The 14,076-nt window shown below is 70.9% G+C and carries 13 protein-coding genes; 8 read left to right on the top strand and 5 right to left on the bottom strand.

Annotated elements, in window-relative coordinates:
* Window position 1: 1 nt before the first annotated feature.
* Complete coding sequence (locus DFR69_RS20705; protein WP_110039229.1) at window positions 2-613, top strand: TetR/AcrR family transcriptional regulator; 612 nt, start codon at window positions 2-4, stop codon at window positions 611-613.
* A gap of 81 nt (window positions 614-694) precedes the next feature.
* Here DFR69_RS20705 and DFR69_RS20700 read toward each other — a convergent pair whose 3' ends face one another.
* Window positions 695-1,291 (bottom strand): TIGR03086 family metal-binding protein, encoded by a 597-nt coding sequence (locus tag DFR69_RS20700; protein ID WP_110039228.1) that lies wholly within the window; start codon window positions 1,289-1,291, stop codon window positions 695-697.
* A 146-nt stretch (window positions 1,292-1,437) separates the two neighbouring features.
* Here DFR69_RS20700 and DFR69_RS20695 point away from each other — a divergent pair, with 146 nt between their 5' ends.
* Window positions 1,438-1,671 (top strand): hypothetical protein, encoded by a 234-nt coding sequence (locus DFR69_RS20695; RefSeq protein WP_110039227.1) that lies wholly within the window; start codon window positions 1,438-1,440, stop codon window positions 1,669-1,671.
* 3 nt (window positions 1,672-1,674) lie between these two features.
* On the opposite strand, the gene menD is transcribed toward DFR69_RS20695, so the two are convergent.
* The 3 genes from menD to DFR69_RS20680 all read right to left on the bottom strand — a co-directional run bounded on the left by menD (window position 1,675) and on the right by DFR69_RS20680 (window position 4,669).
* Window positions 1,675-3,306 (bottom strand): 2-succinyl-5-enolpyruvyl-6-hydroxy-3-cyclohexene-1-carboxylic-acid synthase, encoded by a 1,632-nt coding sequence (gene menD, locus DFR69_RS20690; protein WP_110039226.1) that lies wholly within the window; start codon window positions 3,304-3,306, stop codon window positions 1,675-1,677.
* A gap of 250 nt (window positions 3,307-3,556) precedes the next feature.
* Window positions 3,557-3,835, bottom strand: a complete 279-nt coding sequence (locus DFR69_RS20685) for a hypothetical protein (protein ID WP_110039225.1) — start codon at window positions 3,833-3,835, stop codon at window positions 3,557-3,559.
* A gap of 387 nt (window positions 3,836-4,222) precedes the next feature.
* The gene (locus DFR69_RS20680) at window positions 4,223-4,669 is read right to left on the bottom strand and encodes a DUF6918 family protein (protein WP_110039224.1); all 447 of its coding nucleotides are present in this window, start codon (window positions 4,667-4,669) and stop codon (window positions 4,223-4,225) included.
* 140 nt (window positions 4,670-4,809) lie between these two features.
* Between DFR69_RS20680 and DFR69_RS20675 the strand changes: the two genes are divergently transcribed.
* The 5 genes from DFR69_RS20675 (at window position 4,810) to DFR69_RS20655 (ending at window position 9,395) form a co-directional block, all read left to right on the top strand.
* Window positions 4,810-5,703 (top strand): 1,4-dihydroxy-2-naphthoyl-CoA synthase, encoded by an 894-nt coding sequence (locus DFR69_RS20675; RefSeq protein ID WP_110039356.1) that lies wholly within the window; start codon window positions 4,810-4,812, stop codon window positions 5,701-5,703.
* A gap of 8 nt (window positions 5,704-5,711) precedes the next feature.
* The gene (locus DFR69_RS20670; RefSeq protein WP_110039223.1) at window positions 5,712-6,104 is read left to right on the top strand and encodes a VOC family protein; all 393 of its coding nucleotides are present in this window, start codon (window positions 5,712-5,714) and stop codon (window positions 6,102-6,104) included.
* 277 nt (window positions 6,105-6,381) lie between these two features.
* Window positions 6,382-7,515, top strand: a complete 1,134-nt coding sequence (gene menE / locus DFR69_RS20665; RefSeq protein ID WP_110039355.1) for an o-succinylbenzoate--CoA ligase — start codon at window positions 6,382-6,384, stop codon at window positions 7,513-7,515.
* 75 nt (window positions 7,516-7,590) lie between these two features.
* Complete coding sequence (locus DFR69_RS20660) at window positions 7,591-8,574, top strand: ATP-binding cassette domain-containing protein (RefSeq protein ID WP_110039222.1); 984 nt, start codon at window positions 7,591-7,593, stop codon at window positions 8,572-8,574.
* Window positions 8,571-9,395, top strand: a complete 825-nt coding sequence (locus tag DFR69_RS20655; RefSeq protein WP_110039221.1) for an ABC transporter permease — start codon at window positions 8,571-8,573, stop codon at window positions 9,393-9,395. The genes DFR69_RS20660 and DFR69_RS20655 overlap by 4 nt, the downstream gene beginning before the upstream one ends.
* A gap of 50 nt (window positions 9,396-9,445) precedes the next feature.
* Here DFR69_RS20655 and DFR69_RS35330 read toward each other — a convergent pair whose 3' ends face one another.
* Window positions 9,446-13,459, bottom strand: a complete 4,014-nt coding sequence (locus DFR69_RS35330; protein WP_244198373.1) for a BTAD domain-containing putative transcriptional regulator — start codon at window positions 13,457-13,459, stop codon at window positions 9,446-9,448.
* A gap of 135 nt (window positions 13,460-13,594) precedes the next feature.
* Between DFR69_RS35330 and DFR69_RS20640 the strand changes: the two genes are divergently transcribed.
* The gene (locus DFR69_RS20640; RefSeq protein WP_110039220.1) at window positions 13,595-14,059 is read left to right on the top strand and encodes an SRPBCC family protein; all 465 of its coding nucleotides are present in this window, start codon (window positions 13,595-13,597) and stop codon (window positions 14,057-14,059) included.
* Window positions 14,060-14,076: the final 17 nt, after the last annotated feature.

Here is a 14,076-nt window from a genome sequence, read left to right as displayed (position 1 = left end):
TATGGACCACGACATCGCCTGGCCGGGCTCTGTTCGCCCAGGTGGGCGCACCGCCCGCGTCCGCGAGTCGGTACTGCAGGTGGCGGGCGATCTGCTCGCCGAGCACGGTTTCGCGCAGCTCGACCTGGCCACGGTGGCCGCCACCGCCGGCGTCGGCAAGACCACGGTCTACCGCCGGTGGCGGAACCCGGCGTGGCTCGTGGCCGATCTGCTCGTCGACATGGCCGAACAGTCGCTGCCCCGGGTCGAGACCGGCAGCCTGCTCGACGACTTGACCGCCAACGCGCGCCTGGTGGCGAAGACCCTCGCCGATCCCAGGCAGGGGAGGCTCTTCCGCGCCGTCATCGCGGCGGCGACCACCGACGAGGTCACCGCGACGGCGCTGCACCGCTTCTACGACACCCGCCTCACCGAATGGGCGCCCTGTGTCGAGGACGCCGTCGCGCGGGGCGAAGCGCCACCCGGCACCGAGCCACGGGCCGTCCTGTCCGCGGTCTCCGCGCCGCTGTACTACCGATTACTCGCCTCCGGCGACCCGATCGACGAGGCGGCCGCCGACCAGTCGGCGAGGGCCGCCACCCTGGCGACCCTCGGCGGCGCGTTCGTCCGCTGAGCCGGCGGGTCTCTCGACGGCGTCCGGTGACGGGCTCGTCCGTCGGCGTCGGACGACAAGCGTCGGGCGACAGGCTACAGATCAGACCCGCCGGTCGGCACCGACCGTGGGTCGCCACCCGGGATCACGCCCGGTACGGCCGAGGATCTGGTCGAATTCGGGAGCGTCGGCAGGCACGCTCACCACCGGCCCGAACAGGCCGGGCGTTCCTTCAGGATCGGTATCGCGCAGGAATTCACGCAGGATCGGCAGGTAGCCGACATCAACGGCGACGTCCTGCCCGGTGGCGACCGCGAGATCCCAGGCATGGATGGTGACCTCGTCGAGCGCCACGACGGCCATCACGGCGGCGGGCATCTCGACGCCACCCGCCTCGGTGTCGCCGTCCCACGCGTCGGCGCTGCGCCAGGCCGCCGTCAGCGCGTCGAGCTGTCGCGGGATCAAGGTCCGCCAGTCCGGGTCGAGGTCGTCGTCGAGGTTCGGCTGCGCGGAGCGGCCGACGGACTCCTTGGTCGCGGCCTGCCGAAACGCCTCGGTGAGCCCGACGACGTGCGCGAGCAGGCCACCGACGGTGGTGTCGCCGCACGGTGTCGGCCCGGCGAGCTGGTCATCGGCGATGCCGGCGAGCACCCCGGTCAGGGTGCGGGCGGCGGGGGCGAAGTCGAACTGCGGTTCCATGGACGCTCCTCAGCGAGATCGGGCTGCCGTACTCGTACAGACGACGCGCCCGCGCCGAACTCATCGGTTGCCGAGAAGCCGTGTTCGGCGCAATCTGGAAGGCGTAACGATCAGTGACCACGCGAGGCGACGACCGAGGAGCACCGATGATCGACTACGAGTCCGCCCGACCGCTGGACGAGGTCCCCGAGGCCGATCGGATCGAGCAGGAGCAGTCGGCCTTCCTCGCCGACGATCCCGACGACCCGGCCTTCTCCGATGCCGCCGACTACCGCGACGACCTGACCTCCGTCGACCGTGAGGCCGACCCCGCCGACCTGCTCGAGCAGGCCATCCCGGTCCCACTCGACGACGAGTTCGTCGAGACCGAGGAGGAGTAGGGCCTACCCCGCGATCTTGGCCCGCACCGTCGCGTGCAGCTCACGCAGGCTGGACCGCTCGGTGGCGACCTCGAGCACCCGCAGGCCGTGCGCGTCTGCGGCGAGCTCGAAGGCCAGTTCACCCGGGTCGACCTGCTGATGCGGGATGCGGTAGGCCGCGCACAGGGCGGCCAGGTCCATGCCGTGCGGGGTGCCGAAGACGCGCTCGAAGACGCCCGCGTACTGCGGATCGCCCTGTTCGAGCAGCTCGAAGATGCCGCCGCCGTCGTCGTTCGCGACGACGATGGTGAGGTTGTCGGGGCGCGGTTCGCCGCGACCGATCAGCAGGCCGGACGCGTCGTGCAAGAAGGTGAGGTCACCCATCAGCGCGATGGTGCGGCCGGGGTGGGCCAGCGCGGCGCCGACAGCACCGGAGACGGTGCCGTCGATGCCGGCGACGCCGCGATTGGACAGCACCCGCACGCCGGGCCGTGGATGCGAGACCAGCGCGGCGTCACGGACCGGATTCGAGGCGCCGAGCAGCAGCTGATCGCCCTCGCGCAGCGCGTCCATCACGACGGCGGCCACGTGCAGGCCGGTCGCCTTCGGGTGTGCCGCGAGCTCGGCGCGCACCACCGAGTCGGCCTGCCGATTCAGGTCGGCGCAGCGGGCCAGCCAGGCCGGATCGGGCGCGCCGGTGGTCACCGCGCGCGTGCCGGTGCCGACGACATTGCCGGACACGTCGGGCCAGCGCGGACCGGTGGTGAGCGCGAACACGGTGACCTCGGGATCGGCGAGGACCCGGGAGACCTGCCGGTGCAGCGTCGGCCGCCCGGTGATGATCGCCTGCTTCGGCTTCAGCAGCGACAGCGCGAGCGGATGCAGCGCGGGGCCGTGCATCGGCGCGGTCGGTTCCGCGACGGTCGGCAGCGCGGCGAGCTCGGGCAACAGCCGGGCACCGTGCCCGGAGATCACCACGGTGTCGGGCGTCAGGTCGATGTCGAGCGGCACGTCGAGGGTGGCGTACTGGGTGGCCGTCCACGGCTGGTCACCGGCCCGGCCCGCAGGCAGCGGGTCGTCCGACAACTCGGGCACCAGCGGCTCGCGCAGCGGGATGTCGAACTGCACCGGACCCGCGTTGCCGGACCGGGTTCCGCGCGCGGCGGCGAGCACGCGGCACACCGACGAACGCCAGACGCTGTTCTGTCGCGGATACGCCGACTCCCCCACCTCGGTTTCCGCGAGCCCGAGGCTGATGGTGGCGCGTACCTGGCTGCCGAACAGGCCGAGCTGTTCGACGGTCTGGTTGGCGCCGGTGCCCAGCATCTCGTAGGGCCGGTTCGCGCTGACGACGATCAGCGGAACGCGCGCGTAGTTGGCTTCCAGCACGGCGGGCCCGAGGTTGGCCACGGCGGTCCCCGAGGTCATCACGACCGGCACCGGCCGCCCGGACGACACCGCGAGCCCGACGGCGAGGAAGCCCGCGGTGCGCTCGTCGATGCGCATGTGCAGCCGCAGTCGCCCGGCCGCATCCGCCGCCTGCAGCGCGAAGGCCAGTGGGGCGTTGCGCGATCCGGGACACAGCACCACTTCGCTGACCCCGCCGCGCACGAGCTCGTCGACGACCACTCGTGCCTGCGCAGTTGACGGATTCACAATCCCAGACTGTCAGACCGGCGCACCCTCGTCTGCCCCCGGCCCGGGTTGTCTCCGTCACCGTCGCGGACGGCGCCGGGGCCGAGCGCGGACACGGACAGCGCGAAACAGATTTCCAGCGGGTAGCTGGAAATCACTCCGACGTCATTCATGGGAATGCAAAAAGAATTCAAGAGAACAGAAATCCGGCGGCGGAAACGAGTCCACCGCCGGATTCCGGGGCCGGCCCCGAAGGGGGCAGGTCAGCAGCTCACTCGGCGGGCGCGGCGAGCCCCTGGATGCCGGTGATCGACTCGATGATGTTGAGCACGGCGGAGGTGGCGCTGTCGACGGCGGAGCTGCCCGACTCCAGCACGCTCGAACCGGCGGACGAACCGCTCAGCACGTCGGCCGAGCCGCTCGACAGCTCGGCGAGCTCAGCGGAGCCGCTGGCAGAGCCCTCGGCGTTGGCGACGGCGGCCGGGCCGAAGAAGAGCGCGGCGGCGGCCGCGGTGGCACCGGCGGTGGCGATGGTCTTGCGAGAGATCATGAGAAACCCTGACTTCCTTTTCGACCTGCGCAATGCGGTCATGTGCATCCGTACCGAGCGGAATCCGCAATTCGCAACAATAGAATTGCGATCCCCGAATTCGCTCGAGGGCAACGTAACCGATCCGGTATGGCGGTAGCCAATCGTTCGCGAGATCGCAAAGGACAGGAGGAATAGGTGGCAACCCACGCTTTTCCTGTTGTTCACGAAGGGGGTGCCGTGCCTCACATCCGCGCCGCCGGAATTTACCGCCGACCGGGAAAGAGTGTGGCCTCGTCCGCCTCGCGGCCCGCGACGTGAGTGTGGTCACTCCGGGCATGCGAAAGGCCGGTGCGGACTCGCACCGGCCTTTCGGACGATCGCGGCGGGGGCCACCCCGCCAAGGGCTCAGCCCGCGTGCTTCTGCACCAGATCGGCCACTCGCGGCAGGGCCTCGACGACATGCTTCTTGGCCGAGCCACGCATGGACGAGTACACCTTCTGCAGGGCCGGACGGCTCGACGACTCGGCGCGGGCGTCGGTGACGGCCAGCAGCGACTCGGCGACCTCGTCGGACTTGGCGGTCAGCAGGTCGGCGAAGGTGCCGGTGCCGGAGGTGGTGAACTCGGCCCAGTACGGCTGGAGCTGATCGAGCAGCTTCGGGGCCAGCGAGGCGAGGGCGTCGGGGACGATGGTCGGGCTGATCTTCTTGACCGCCGCGTAGCCACCCTTCACGGCCAGGCCGGACGCACCACCTTTGTCCGAGACCTCGGCGTCGAGAACCTCGACGGCGTCGGCAAGGAAAGCCGCACGCTTGGTGTCGTCGAGCAGGGATTCAGACAGCGCTGCAACCACTTTCAGGTTCCTCCGGATCGGTTCGTTGAACGAGCACGCGCAACTATACGCATCGGGTCACTCGGATACGCGGCGACCGCTCGACCTGCGGGGTCACGACCTCGTACCGGACTCGAGAGGCATAGGGCAATATCGTGGTCGTGACTTTCGATCCGAAGCTGTGGCGGCCCGTCCCCGGGTTCGAGGACCTGACCGACATCACCTACCACCGGCATATCGAGCAGGGCACGGTGCGGGTGGCGTTCGACCGGCCCGAGGTGCGCAACGCGTTCCGCCCGCACACCGTCGACGAGCTCTATCGCGCGCTCGATCACGCGCGGATGTCCTCGGATGTCGGCGCGGTGCTGCTCACCGGCAACGGGCCGAGCCCCAAGGACGGCGGCTGGGCCTTCTGCTCCGGCGGTGACCAGCGCATTCGCGGCCGCAACGGCTATCAGTACGCCAGCGGCGAGACCGCCGACACCGTCGACGCGGCGCGCGCGGGCCGGCTGCACATCCTCGAGGTCCAGCGGCTGATCCGGTTCATGCCCAAGGTCGTCATCGCGCTGGTCAACGGCTGGGCCGCGGGCGGCGGGCACAGCCTGCACGTGGTCTGCGACCTGACGCTGGCCTCGCGCGAGCACGCGCGGTTCAAGCAGACCGACGCCGACGTGGGCTCCTTCGACGGCGGTTACGGCAGCGCGTATCTGGCCAAGATGGTCGGGCAGAAGTTCGCGCGGGAGATCTTCTTCCTCGGCAGGCCGTACACGGCCGAGGAGATGCACCAGATGGGCGCGGTGAACAAGGTCGTCGACCATGACGAGCTGGAGAACGTCGCGCTGGAGTGGACCGCCGACATCAACGGCAAGTCGCCGCAGGCCCAGCGGATGCTGAAGTACGCGTTCAACCTGCTCGACGACGGTCTGGTCGGCCAGCAGCTGTTCGCGGGCGAGACCACCCGGATGGCGTACATGACCGACGAGGCGGTCGAGGGCCGCGACTCCTTCCTGGAGAAGCGCAAGCCGGACTGGACGCCCTATCCCTGGTACTTCTGAGGACGGCCATGGAGATTCTCAACAGCCGGATCATCGTGCGCCCCAGCGACTACGCGCGGACGCTGGAGTTCTACCGGGACGGACTCGGCCTGGCGATCGCGCGGGAGTACCCGGGCGGCACGGTGTTCTACGCCGGGCAGTCGCTGATCGAGGTCGCCGCGCACGGCGGCAGCGGGCAGCCGGGCACCTTCGACGGCGCCATCTGGCTGCAGGTGCGCGAGATCTCCGACGCGGCCGCGGAGTTGGCGCTCAAGGGCATCGCCATCGAGCGCGCGCCGGTGCGGGAACCGTGGGGACTGTGGGAGATGTGGGTGCGTGATCCCGACGGTGTCCCGATCGTGCTGGTTCAGGTTCCCGAGGACCATCCGATACGGCGGGATCAGCGCTGGTCGCCGGAGTGAGCGGGCCGTCGGGGCGGTCGAGCCGAGTTGCCGATCCCGGTCCGGCCGCGCACGATAGCTGCGAGCAAGCGCCCGACCGCCGTCGTCCGGACCGCAGTGCGAGAACTGTCCGTCTACTGAATCGCAGTCGCTATGCCTGGCATTTCCGAGCCGTTCCCCGGCAAACCGACCCGTTGGCCGGGTCATGTCGGTCGCATGACACGATCGAAGCCGTGAGGGCGCGCGGCGAGCTGTATCCGGAGGTGACAGGGTGAGCAAGACCCTGCGGACGCTGCAGATGCCGACCGGTTCCGGTGTCGGGGAAGTACTTCCCCATCTGCGGCAGGCACTCGACGGCAACGGCCCCGCGTGGCTGCCGATCCCGACCACGGATCGACGCGAGGCGCGCAGACTCTCCGACGCGCTCAAGCCCGGCGACCCGATCGACGACGACGTGGCCCTGGTCGTGACGACCTCCGGTACCACCGGCATCCCGAAGGGCGCGCTGCTCGGCGCGGAGGCCCTGCGGGCCAGCGGCAACGCCACCCACGACCGGCTCGGCGGGCCGGGCAGCTGGCTGCTGGCGCTGCCGACCCACCACATCGCGGGCATCCAGGTGCTGCTGCGCAGCATTCTCGCCGGCACCGAGCCGACCGTGCTCGACGTGTCGGGCGGGTTCCTGCCCGAGGCGCTGGCCGGTGCGGTCGCGGCCATGCGCGGTCCACGCCGCTACACCGCGCTGGTACCGACCCAGCTGATCAAGTCGCTGGATTCGCCGATCGCGGCGAAGGCGCTGGCCGAACTCGACGGCGTGCTCGTCGGCGGCGCGGCGACGCCGACACCGGTGCTCGAACGCGCGCGCGAGGCGGGCATCACCGTGGTGCGCACCTACGGCATGAGCGAGACCTGTGGCGGATGCGTCTACGAGGGCGTGCCCCTGGACGGCACCCAGGTCCGCATCGAGGACGGGCGGGTGCTGCTCGGCGGGGCGATGATCGCCCGCGGCTACCGCAATCTGCCCGATCATCCGGCGTTCGCCGAGCCGGGGTGGTTCCGTACCGAGGACGCGGGCACCTACGAGAACGGGGTGCTCTCGATCACCGGGCGCCTCGACGAGGCGATCATGACCGGCGGGCTGCTGGTGATTCCGCAGGTCGTCGAGGCCGTGCTGGCCACGCATCCCGGGATCAGCGAGTGTGTCGTGCTCGGTCTGCCCGACGAGCGGCTGGGTCAGCGGGTGGCGGTGGCGATCGTGCCGGTGCCGGGGGCCGAGCCGACGCTCGAGGAGATCCGCGCCCACGTGGTGGCCGAGCTCGACTCGATCGCCGCGCCGCGTGAGCTCGCGGTGCTGAGCGAGATCCCGCTGCGCGGACCGGGCAAACCCGACCGGGCGGCCCTGCGCCATCACCTGCTGGCGAACTCGCGTCATTGATCTTGCGCGGCCTTGCGTGGCCGGCGCCATCGTGACGCAAGGGCCGTGCAAGGCGGTCCGGGCACCGTAGGTCGCATGACTTACACACCCACTTCAGCGCTCGCCGTCGAGGCGAACGATCTGGTCAAGGTGTTCGGCAAGCAGCGCGCCGTGGACGGGGTGAGCCTGGCGGTGCCGCGCGGCTCGGTCTACGGGGTGCTCGGACCGAACGGCGCGGGCAAGACGACGACCATCAAGATGCTCGCGACGCTGCTGCGTCCCGACGGCGGCAGCGCGCGGATCTTCGGCAACGACGTGGTCGAGCGGCCCAACGCGGTGCGCTCGCTGATCGGCGTCACCGGGCAGTACGCCTCGGTCGACGAGATGCTGACCGCCACCGAGAACCTGATCATCTTCGGCCGGCTGCTCGGCCTGAGCAGGCCCGCCGCCCGCCGCAAGGCCGTCGAACTGCTCGAGGAGTTCGATCTCGCCGAGGCGGCGAACAAGCCGCTGAAGAACTTCTCCGGCGGCATGCGCAGGCGCCTGGATCTCGCGGCCAGCCTCATCTCGACCCCGCCCCTGCTGTTCCTCGACGAACCGACCACCGGTCTCGACCCGCGCACGCGAGCCCAGATGTGGGACACCATCCGCAGATTGGTGACCGAGGGCGCGACCGTGCTGCTCACCACCCAGTACCTCGACGAGGCCGATCAGCTGGCCGACCGGATCGCCGTGATCGACCACGGCCGGGTGATCGCCGACGGCACCGCCGACCAGCTCAAGGCCTCCATCGGTGGCTCCTCGGTGCACCTGACGCTGCTCGACCGCGACCAGCTCGACGAGGCCCGCCGCATCGTCGGCGACTTCCTCGGCGTCGCCGCCCAGATCAGCCCGGAGGCGGGCAGACTCACCGCGGCGCTGCCCGATCCGAACCTCACCGCCGAGCTGCTGATCCGCCTGCGCGACTGGGAGATCGGCGTCGAGGAGATCACCGTGTCCAAGCCGACCCTCGACGAGGTCTTCCTCACCATCACCGGCCATCCGGCCGATTCCGACGACACCGAACGGAGCGCGGCATGACCGCAGTCCTCACCGCTCCCGCGCCCACCGACGACCTCGCCCAGGTCAGCGACCGGGTGGGCCCGCGCGAGACGATCTCCACCTCGTTCACCATGGCCTATCGCGGCCTGCTCAAGATCAAACACAATCCCGAGCAGCTCTTCGACGTGACGGTGCAGCCGATCCTGTTCACCGCGCTGTTCACCTACATCTTCGGCGGCGCGATCTCGGGCAGTGTCGCGGACTATCTGCCCGTGCTGATTCCCGGCATTCTCGTGCAGACGGTGGTGCTCACCTCGGTGGTCACCGGTACCCAGCTGCGCGAGGACATGGACAAGGGCGTGTTCGACCGCTTCAAATCGCTGCCCATCGCCCGGGTTTCGGCGCTGGCGGGCGCGTTGCTCGCCGACATGGTCCGCTACGGCATCGCCTCCACCCTGACGATCATCGTCGGCCTGTGCCTCGGGTACCGGCCCGGCGGCGGCTTCGCCGGTGTGGTCGTGGCCTGCCTGGTCGTGGTGGTGTGCTCGTTCGCGATCAGCTGGGTGTGGGCGCTGGTCGGCGTCACCGGCAAGAGCGCGGCCTCGGTCCAGGGCATCTCGATGATGGTGATGTTCCCGCTGACCTTCATGTCCGGCGCGTTCGCCCCGGTGAGCACGATGCCGGGCTGGATGCAGGCGATCAACCACGCCAACCCGGTGTACTACATGGTCAACACCTGCCGGGACCTGATGAACGCCAACATCTACAGCAGCGACCTGGTCTGGTCGCTGGTCGGTGCGCTGGTGGTGATCGCGGTGTTCGCGCCGCTCACCGTGCGGGCCTACATGCGCAGGGCCTGAATTCCCCGGCAGCGGCGGCCGATCCGAGCGGATCGGCCGCCGTCGTCGTGTCAGCGCAGGCTGTTTACGATCTCGACGATGCGGACGCCGGCGTCGAGCCGTCGTGTGCGCGCGGCGGCCGGGTCGTTTCGGTGCCCGTGCAGGGCGATGTGGCGGGCCAGTTCCATCGACGGATAGTCCTGGCGCGCGACCGAAGACGCCGCCAGCGTGAGCAATTCGTGGCCCTCCGGCCGCCGCGGCTCGGTGGCCAGCAGATAGGAGCCGACGGCGCAGGCGACCGCGCCGATCTGCGGGAGATCGAGGTATTGCGACAAGCGCTGCTCGGTCGTCTCGGCGATCTGGGCCATCAGGTCCGCCGCGTCGGCGGCCCGGCCGTGCAACACGTGCGCGCTCACCGCGGCGGCCGAGACCATCATCGCGCCGGGCCCGGGGCTGAGTTCGTAGTCCGGCCAGCCGAGCAGGTCCAGCGCGCGGCGGTAGTGCCGCAGCCCGGCGTCGATGTCGCCGTCGGCGAGTTCCAGTTCGGCCACCGCGGTCGCGACGGTCGAGAGCCGGTGGTTGCGGCGGATGGTCGGGTCGTCGACCTGGCGCACGCCCGCGTCGGAGCGGAGGACGAAGTCCAGTTCCGCCCTCGCCCGGTCGCGCTGACCGCTGCCGATGAGCGCGACGATCAGGAAGCAGCGGCTCTCCAGGATCTCGTCGTGCACCCGCAGCATCGTCATCTGCGCCAGCGCCCTGCGGTAGTAGGTCACCGCCTCGGCGTAGCGGGCGGACTGGCCACACAACTGCGCCAGATGCTGGCACACCATCGAGATGCCCCAGACGTCCTCGGCGCCGAGATCGTCGAGGGCGCGCAGCGAATCACGGGTGGAGCCTTGCACATTGCCCGCGTTCTCCCAGAAGTTGGCGCGCGCCACCAACGCCGCGATCCTGGCCGACCGTGCGGGCGACCTGACACCGTCGGCGAGCAGCCTGCCGATACGGAAGCCGTTGATACGCACGGAGATCAGCTCGCCGAGCAGGCGCAGCCCGGGGTCCAGTCCCGGATGCGCGAGCAATCGCCGAGCCCGTATCCGCGCCACCGCGACCGGACGGATGTCACTGCCATGATGGAACATCAGATGCAGACAGGTCAGCATGTGCGCGACCATCTGCAGGTCGGCGGCCTCCCCCGAGGTCGGCAGCGGGGGCGGGATCGCCACCAGACGAACGGCCCAGCCGATGAATTCGAGATGCGAGCCGCGCATCACCCACAACGTCGCGGCCAGCGGGAACACCGTGTACACCGTCTCCGCGTCGGCCCGCGCGGTTGCCGTGCGCAGGATGGCGACCAGATTGTCGAGCTCGGCAGTCACCGCGAGCACCATGGGCACCTGCTCGCCCGTGCGGTGTTCGCGGACGGCGGCCAGCGCGAATTCCCGCGCCCAACCGGCCATCCGGTCGATGACCAGCGCCGTCTCCGCTCCTGCCGACTCGGTGTCGGCCGCGGCGAGCTGTTCGGCGCCGAACTCGCGCACCGTCTCGAGCATGCGATACCGGATCCCGGCGCCGTCCGGGTCGTCGAGGGTGGTCAGCAGCGACTGCCCGACGAGGCCGTCGATGGCTGCGGCGACATCAGGTCCCGCCGCGACGGCTTCCGCGGCCGACAGCGTGAAACCGGCGGGGAACATCGACAGTCTGCGGAGCACGATCCGCTGGTCGGGGTCGAGCAGGTTCCAGCTCCAAGCGATCACCGCGTGCAGCGTGCGATGCCGCTGCGGGGCGGTGCGATCGCCGCCGCGCAGGAGGGCGAACCGGTGTTCGAGCCGGGTCTCGATCTCGGCCACGCTCATGGTGCGCACCCGCGCCGCGGCGAGCTCGATCGCCAACGGCAGCCCGTCCAGCGTGCGGCACAGGCGGGCCACGACCTCGGGGTCGAGCCGCACGTCCGGCCGCACGGCGCGGGCCCGCGCCGAGAACAGGTCGGTCGCGGGCGAACCGGCGGTGTCGATCGTCAACGGGGCCAGCGGGTAGACGGATTCGGCCGTGATGGCCAGCGGCGAGCGACTGGTGGTGAGCACGGTGAGCTGCGCGCACGCGCCCACCAGATCGGCCACCACTTCGGCCGCGGCCTCGATCACGTGCTCGCAGTTGTCCAGGATCAACAGGGTCGGGCGCGCGGCGAGCGCTTCCCGCAACCGTCGGCGCGCGTCGAGCTGGATGCCGGGCCGGAAACCGCCGGGCTCGCGAATCACCTCACCGAGGCCGATGACGTGCCCGACCGCGGCCTCGATGTCGACGCGCGCGTTCGCCCCAGCCGACTCGGGCTGCACCGAAGCCAGTTCGACCAGCACCACCGGCACTGTCCCCGTGAGCCTTTCACCGACCGCGTTGGCCACCCTGGTCTTGCCCGTACCGCCGGGACCGAGCACGGTGGTCACCCGGGAACGTCGGGTCAGCGCCGCGATGGCGTCCAGATCGTCTGCGCGTCCGAGCAATTCGTTCGGTGCGGCGCGGAGGCCGAGCGCAGGGACCGGGCGGCCGGCGCCGCGTGATTCCTCGCCGACGGCGGGATTCGACGCCGGGTGCGTGATGTCCGGTGCTCGCGTGGACCAACCATCCGACGAGGCTGCCCATCGCGGGTCAGCTGCCGAGCGAGCATCATCGGCGGCCATGGGCGCGGGATCCGCAGAGGAGTCCGGTCGGCGCGGCTCTTCTCGGCCATCCGGCGGGGCTACCGGACGAGCATCATCGGCGGCTATGAGAGTGGAATCACTCTCCGGTGCAGAGGAATTCGGCGAGCAGTCCTCTTCGCGGTCACCTCTTGCGAACGAAGTTCCGGGCAGCGTCGGGGCGCCGGGCACGGCGGCGTCAGACGCCACGGAAGCGTGACCCCGCAGCGCCGGGGCACCGGGCACGGCGGCGTCAGACGCAACGGAAGCGTGACCCCGCAGCGTCGGGGCACCGGGCACGGCGGCGTCAGACGCCACGGGAGCGTGACCCCGCAGCGTCGGGGCGCCGGGCACGGCGGCGTCGGGCGCAGCGGGCGCGTGGCCCGGTCGGCGCGGATGATCAGCCGCGGCCGTTTCCGGGACTGCCGAGTCGAGGGGTTCGCCGGGGATCTGTGCCTCGGTGCCGGGCGGTCGGGTCGGGACATCGGCCGGATGACTGTCGGAGCCCGGGCCGCGGAGTGCCGTCGAGCCGGGCGTGGCGCTGCTCGCGGCTCGGGGGCCGGGGGCGGCGGGACTCGCGGTGCGTGGGCTGGGCGTGCGGCGGGAACCCGACGGGGTGATGGGCTCGCCGCGCAGGATCGCCGCGTTCAGGGCGACCAGGGTGGGGCCGGGCTCGGCGCCGAGTTCCTCGATGAGTCGCAGGCGAAAGGCGGCGAAGACCTCGAGTGCCTCGGTGGTGCGGTCGGCGAGCGCGAGGACGCGGACCAGCGTGGTGTGGGCGCCCTCGTCGAGGAGGTTCGCGGCGGCGGCCGCGCGGGCGACGGGGATCGCGGCGGCCGGGTAACCCTGGGCGATACGGGTAGCCACCTCGATACGGTCCAGGTCGCCGAGCACGTGGAGGGCGGCGGCGCGCAGGTCATCGGCCTGGTCCGAATCGGGCAGGTCGGCGCCGGGCTCGCCGCGCCACAGCGCACGGGCCGCGGTGACCGCGGCGAGGCTCGCGGCGGCGTCGCCCATCATCAGGTGCTCGTCGGCGCGGCGGGCCAGGTCGGCGGCGGCGGTGAGGTCGACCGCGTCGGCGGGCAGCGTGAGCCGGTAGCCGGCGGGACCGATCTCCAGCGCACCGTCGGGCAGCAGGGCGCGCAACCGGGAGACCTGGGTGTGCAGGGCGTTCATCGGGGCGCGCGGCGGCTGCTCGCCCCAGATGTCGTCGACGAGGGCCTGGGCGCTACGTGCGCGGCCGGGCCGGATCGCGAGCGCGGCGAGCAGCGATCTGGCCCGGGCGCCGGGCAACGCGACGAGGGTGTCGTCGCGCCGGATCGCGATCACGCCGAGCAGCCCGACGACGACGCGGGAGGCGGTCGCCGGTCCGGCGGACGAGGACCCGTCGGGGCCCGAATGAGGTGCAGACATGCCGAAAGACATCGTAGGCGAGGGCGGCGCGCGGGCGCTGTCTCAGCACGCGCACCTCGCCCGCGGCACACCCGTCGCCGCGACACCGCCGTCGTCGCCACGAACTTGTCGCCCCGGCGGCTTAGGCTGTCGCGCATGGGCGACTTCGAGGTGACCCGGCGCACGACCATTGCCGCCGAACCCGCACGCATCCACGGTTTCATCGACAACTTCCGCCAGTGGCGTCTGTGGTCGCCATGGGAGGACGCCGACCCGCAGCTCGCGCGCACCTACACCGGGCCCGAATCCGGCGTCGGTGCCCGCTACACCTGGCGCGGCAACCGCAAGGCGGGCGCGGGCGCGATGGAGATCAAGGCCGACGCCGAGCGCGAGATCGGCATCGAGCTGGCCTTCGAGAAGCCGTTCAAGGCCACCAACTTCGTCACCTTCACCCTCGTCCCGAGCGGCGCGGGCACCGAGGTGACCTGGACGATGACCGGCACCCACTCGGGCCTGATGGGCGTGCTCGGCAAGGTGTTCCCGATCGACAACATGATCGGCAAGGACTTCGACAAGGGCCTGGCCCGGCTCAAGACCATCGCCGAGGCAGCCGGTTCCTGACGCCGGGGCTAGGCTTC

The organism is Nocardia neocaledoniensis (genome assembly GCF_003182135.1).
GTDB lineage: Bacteria > Actinomycetota > Actinomycetes > Mycobacteriales > Mycobacteriaceae > Nocardia > Nocardia neocaledoniensis.
Note: the sequence above shows the minus strand (reverse complement) of the source record. Positions and strands in the feature narration are given on the sequence as shown.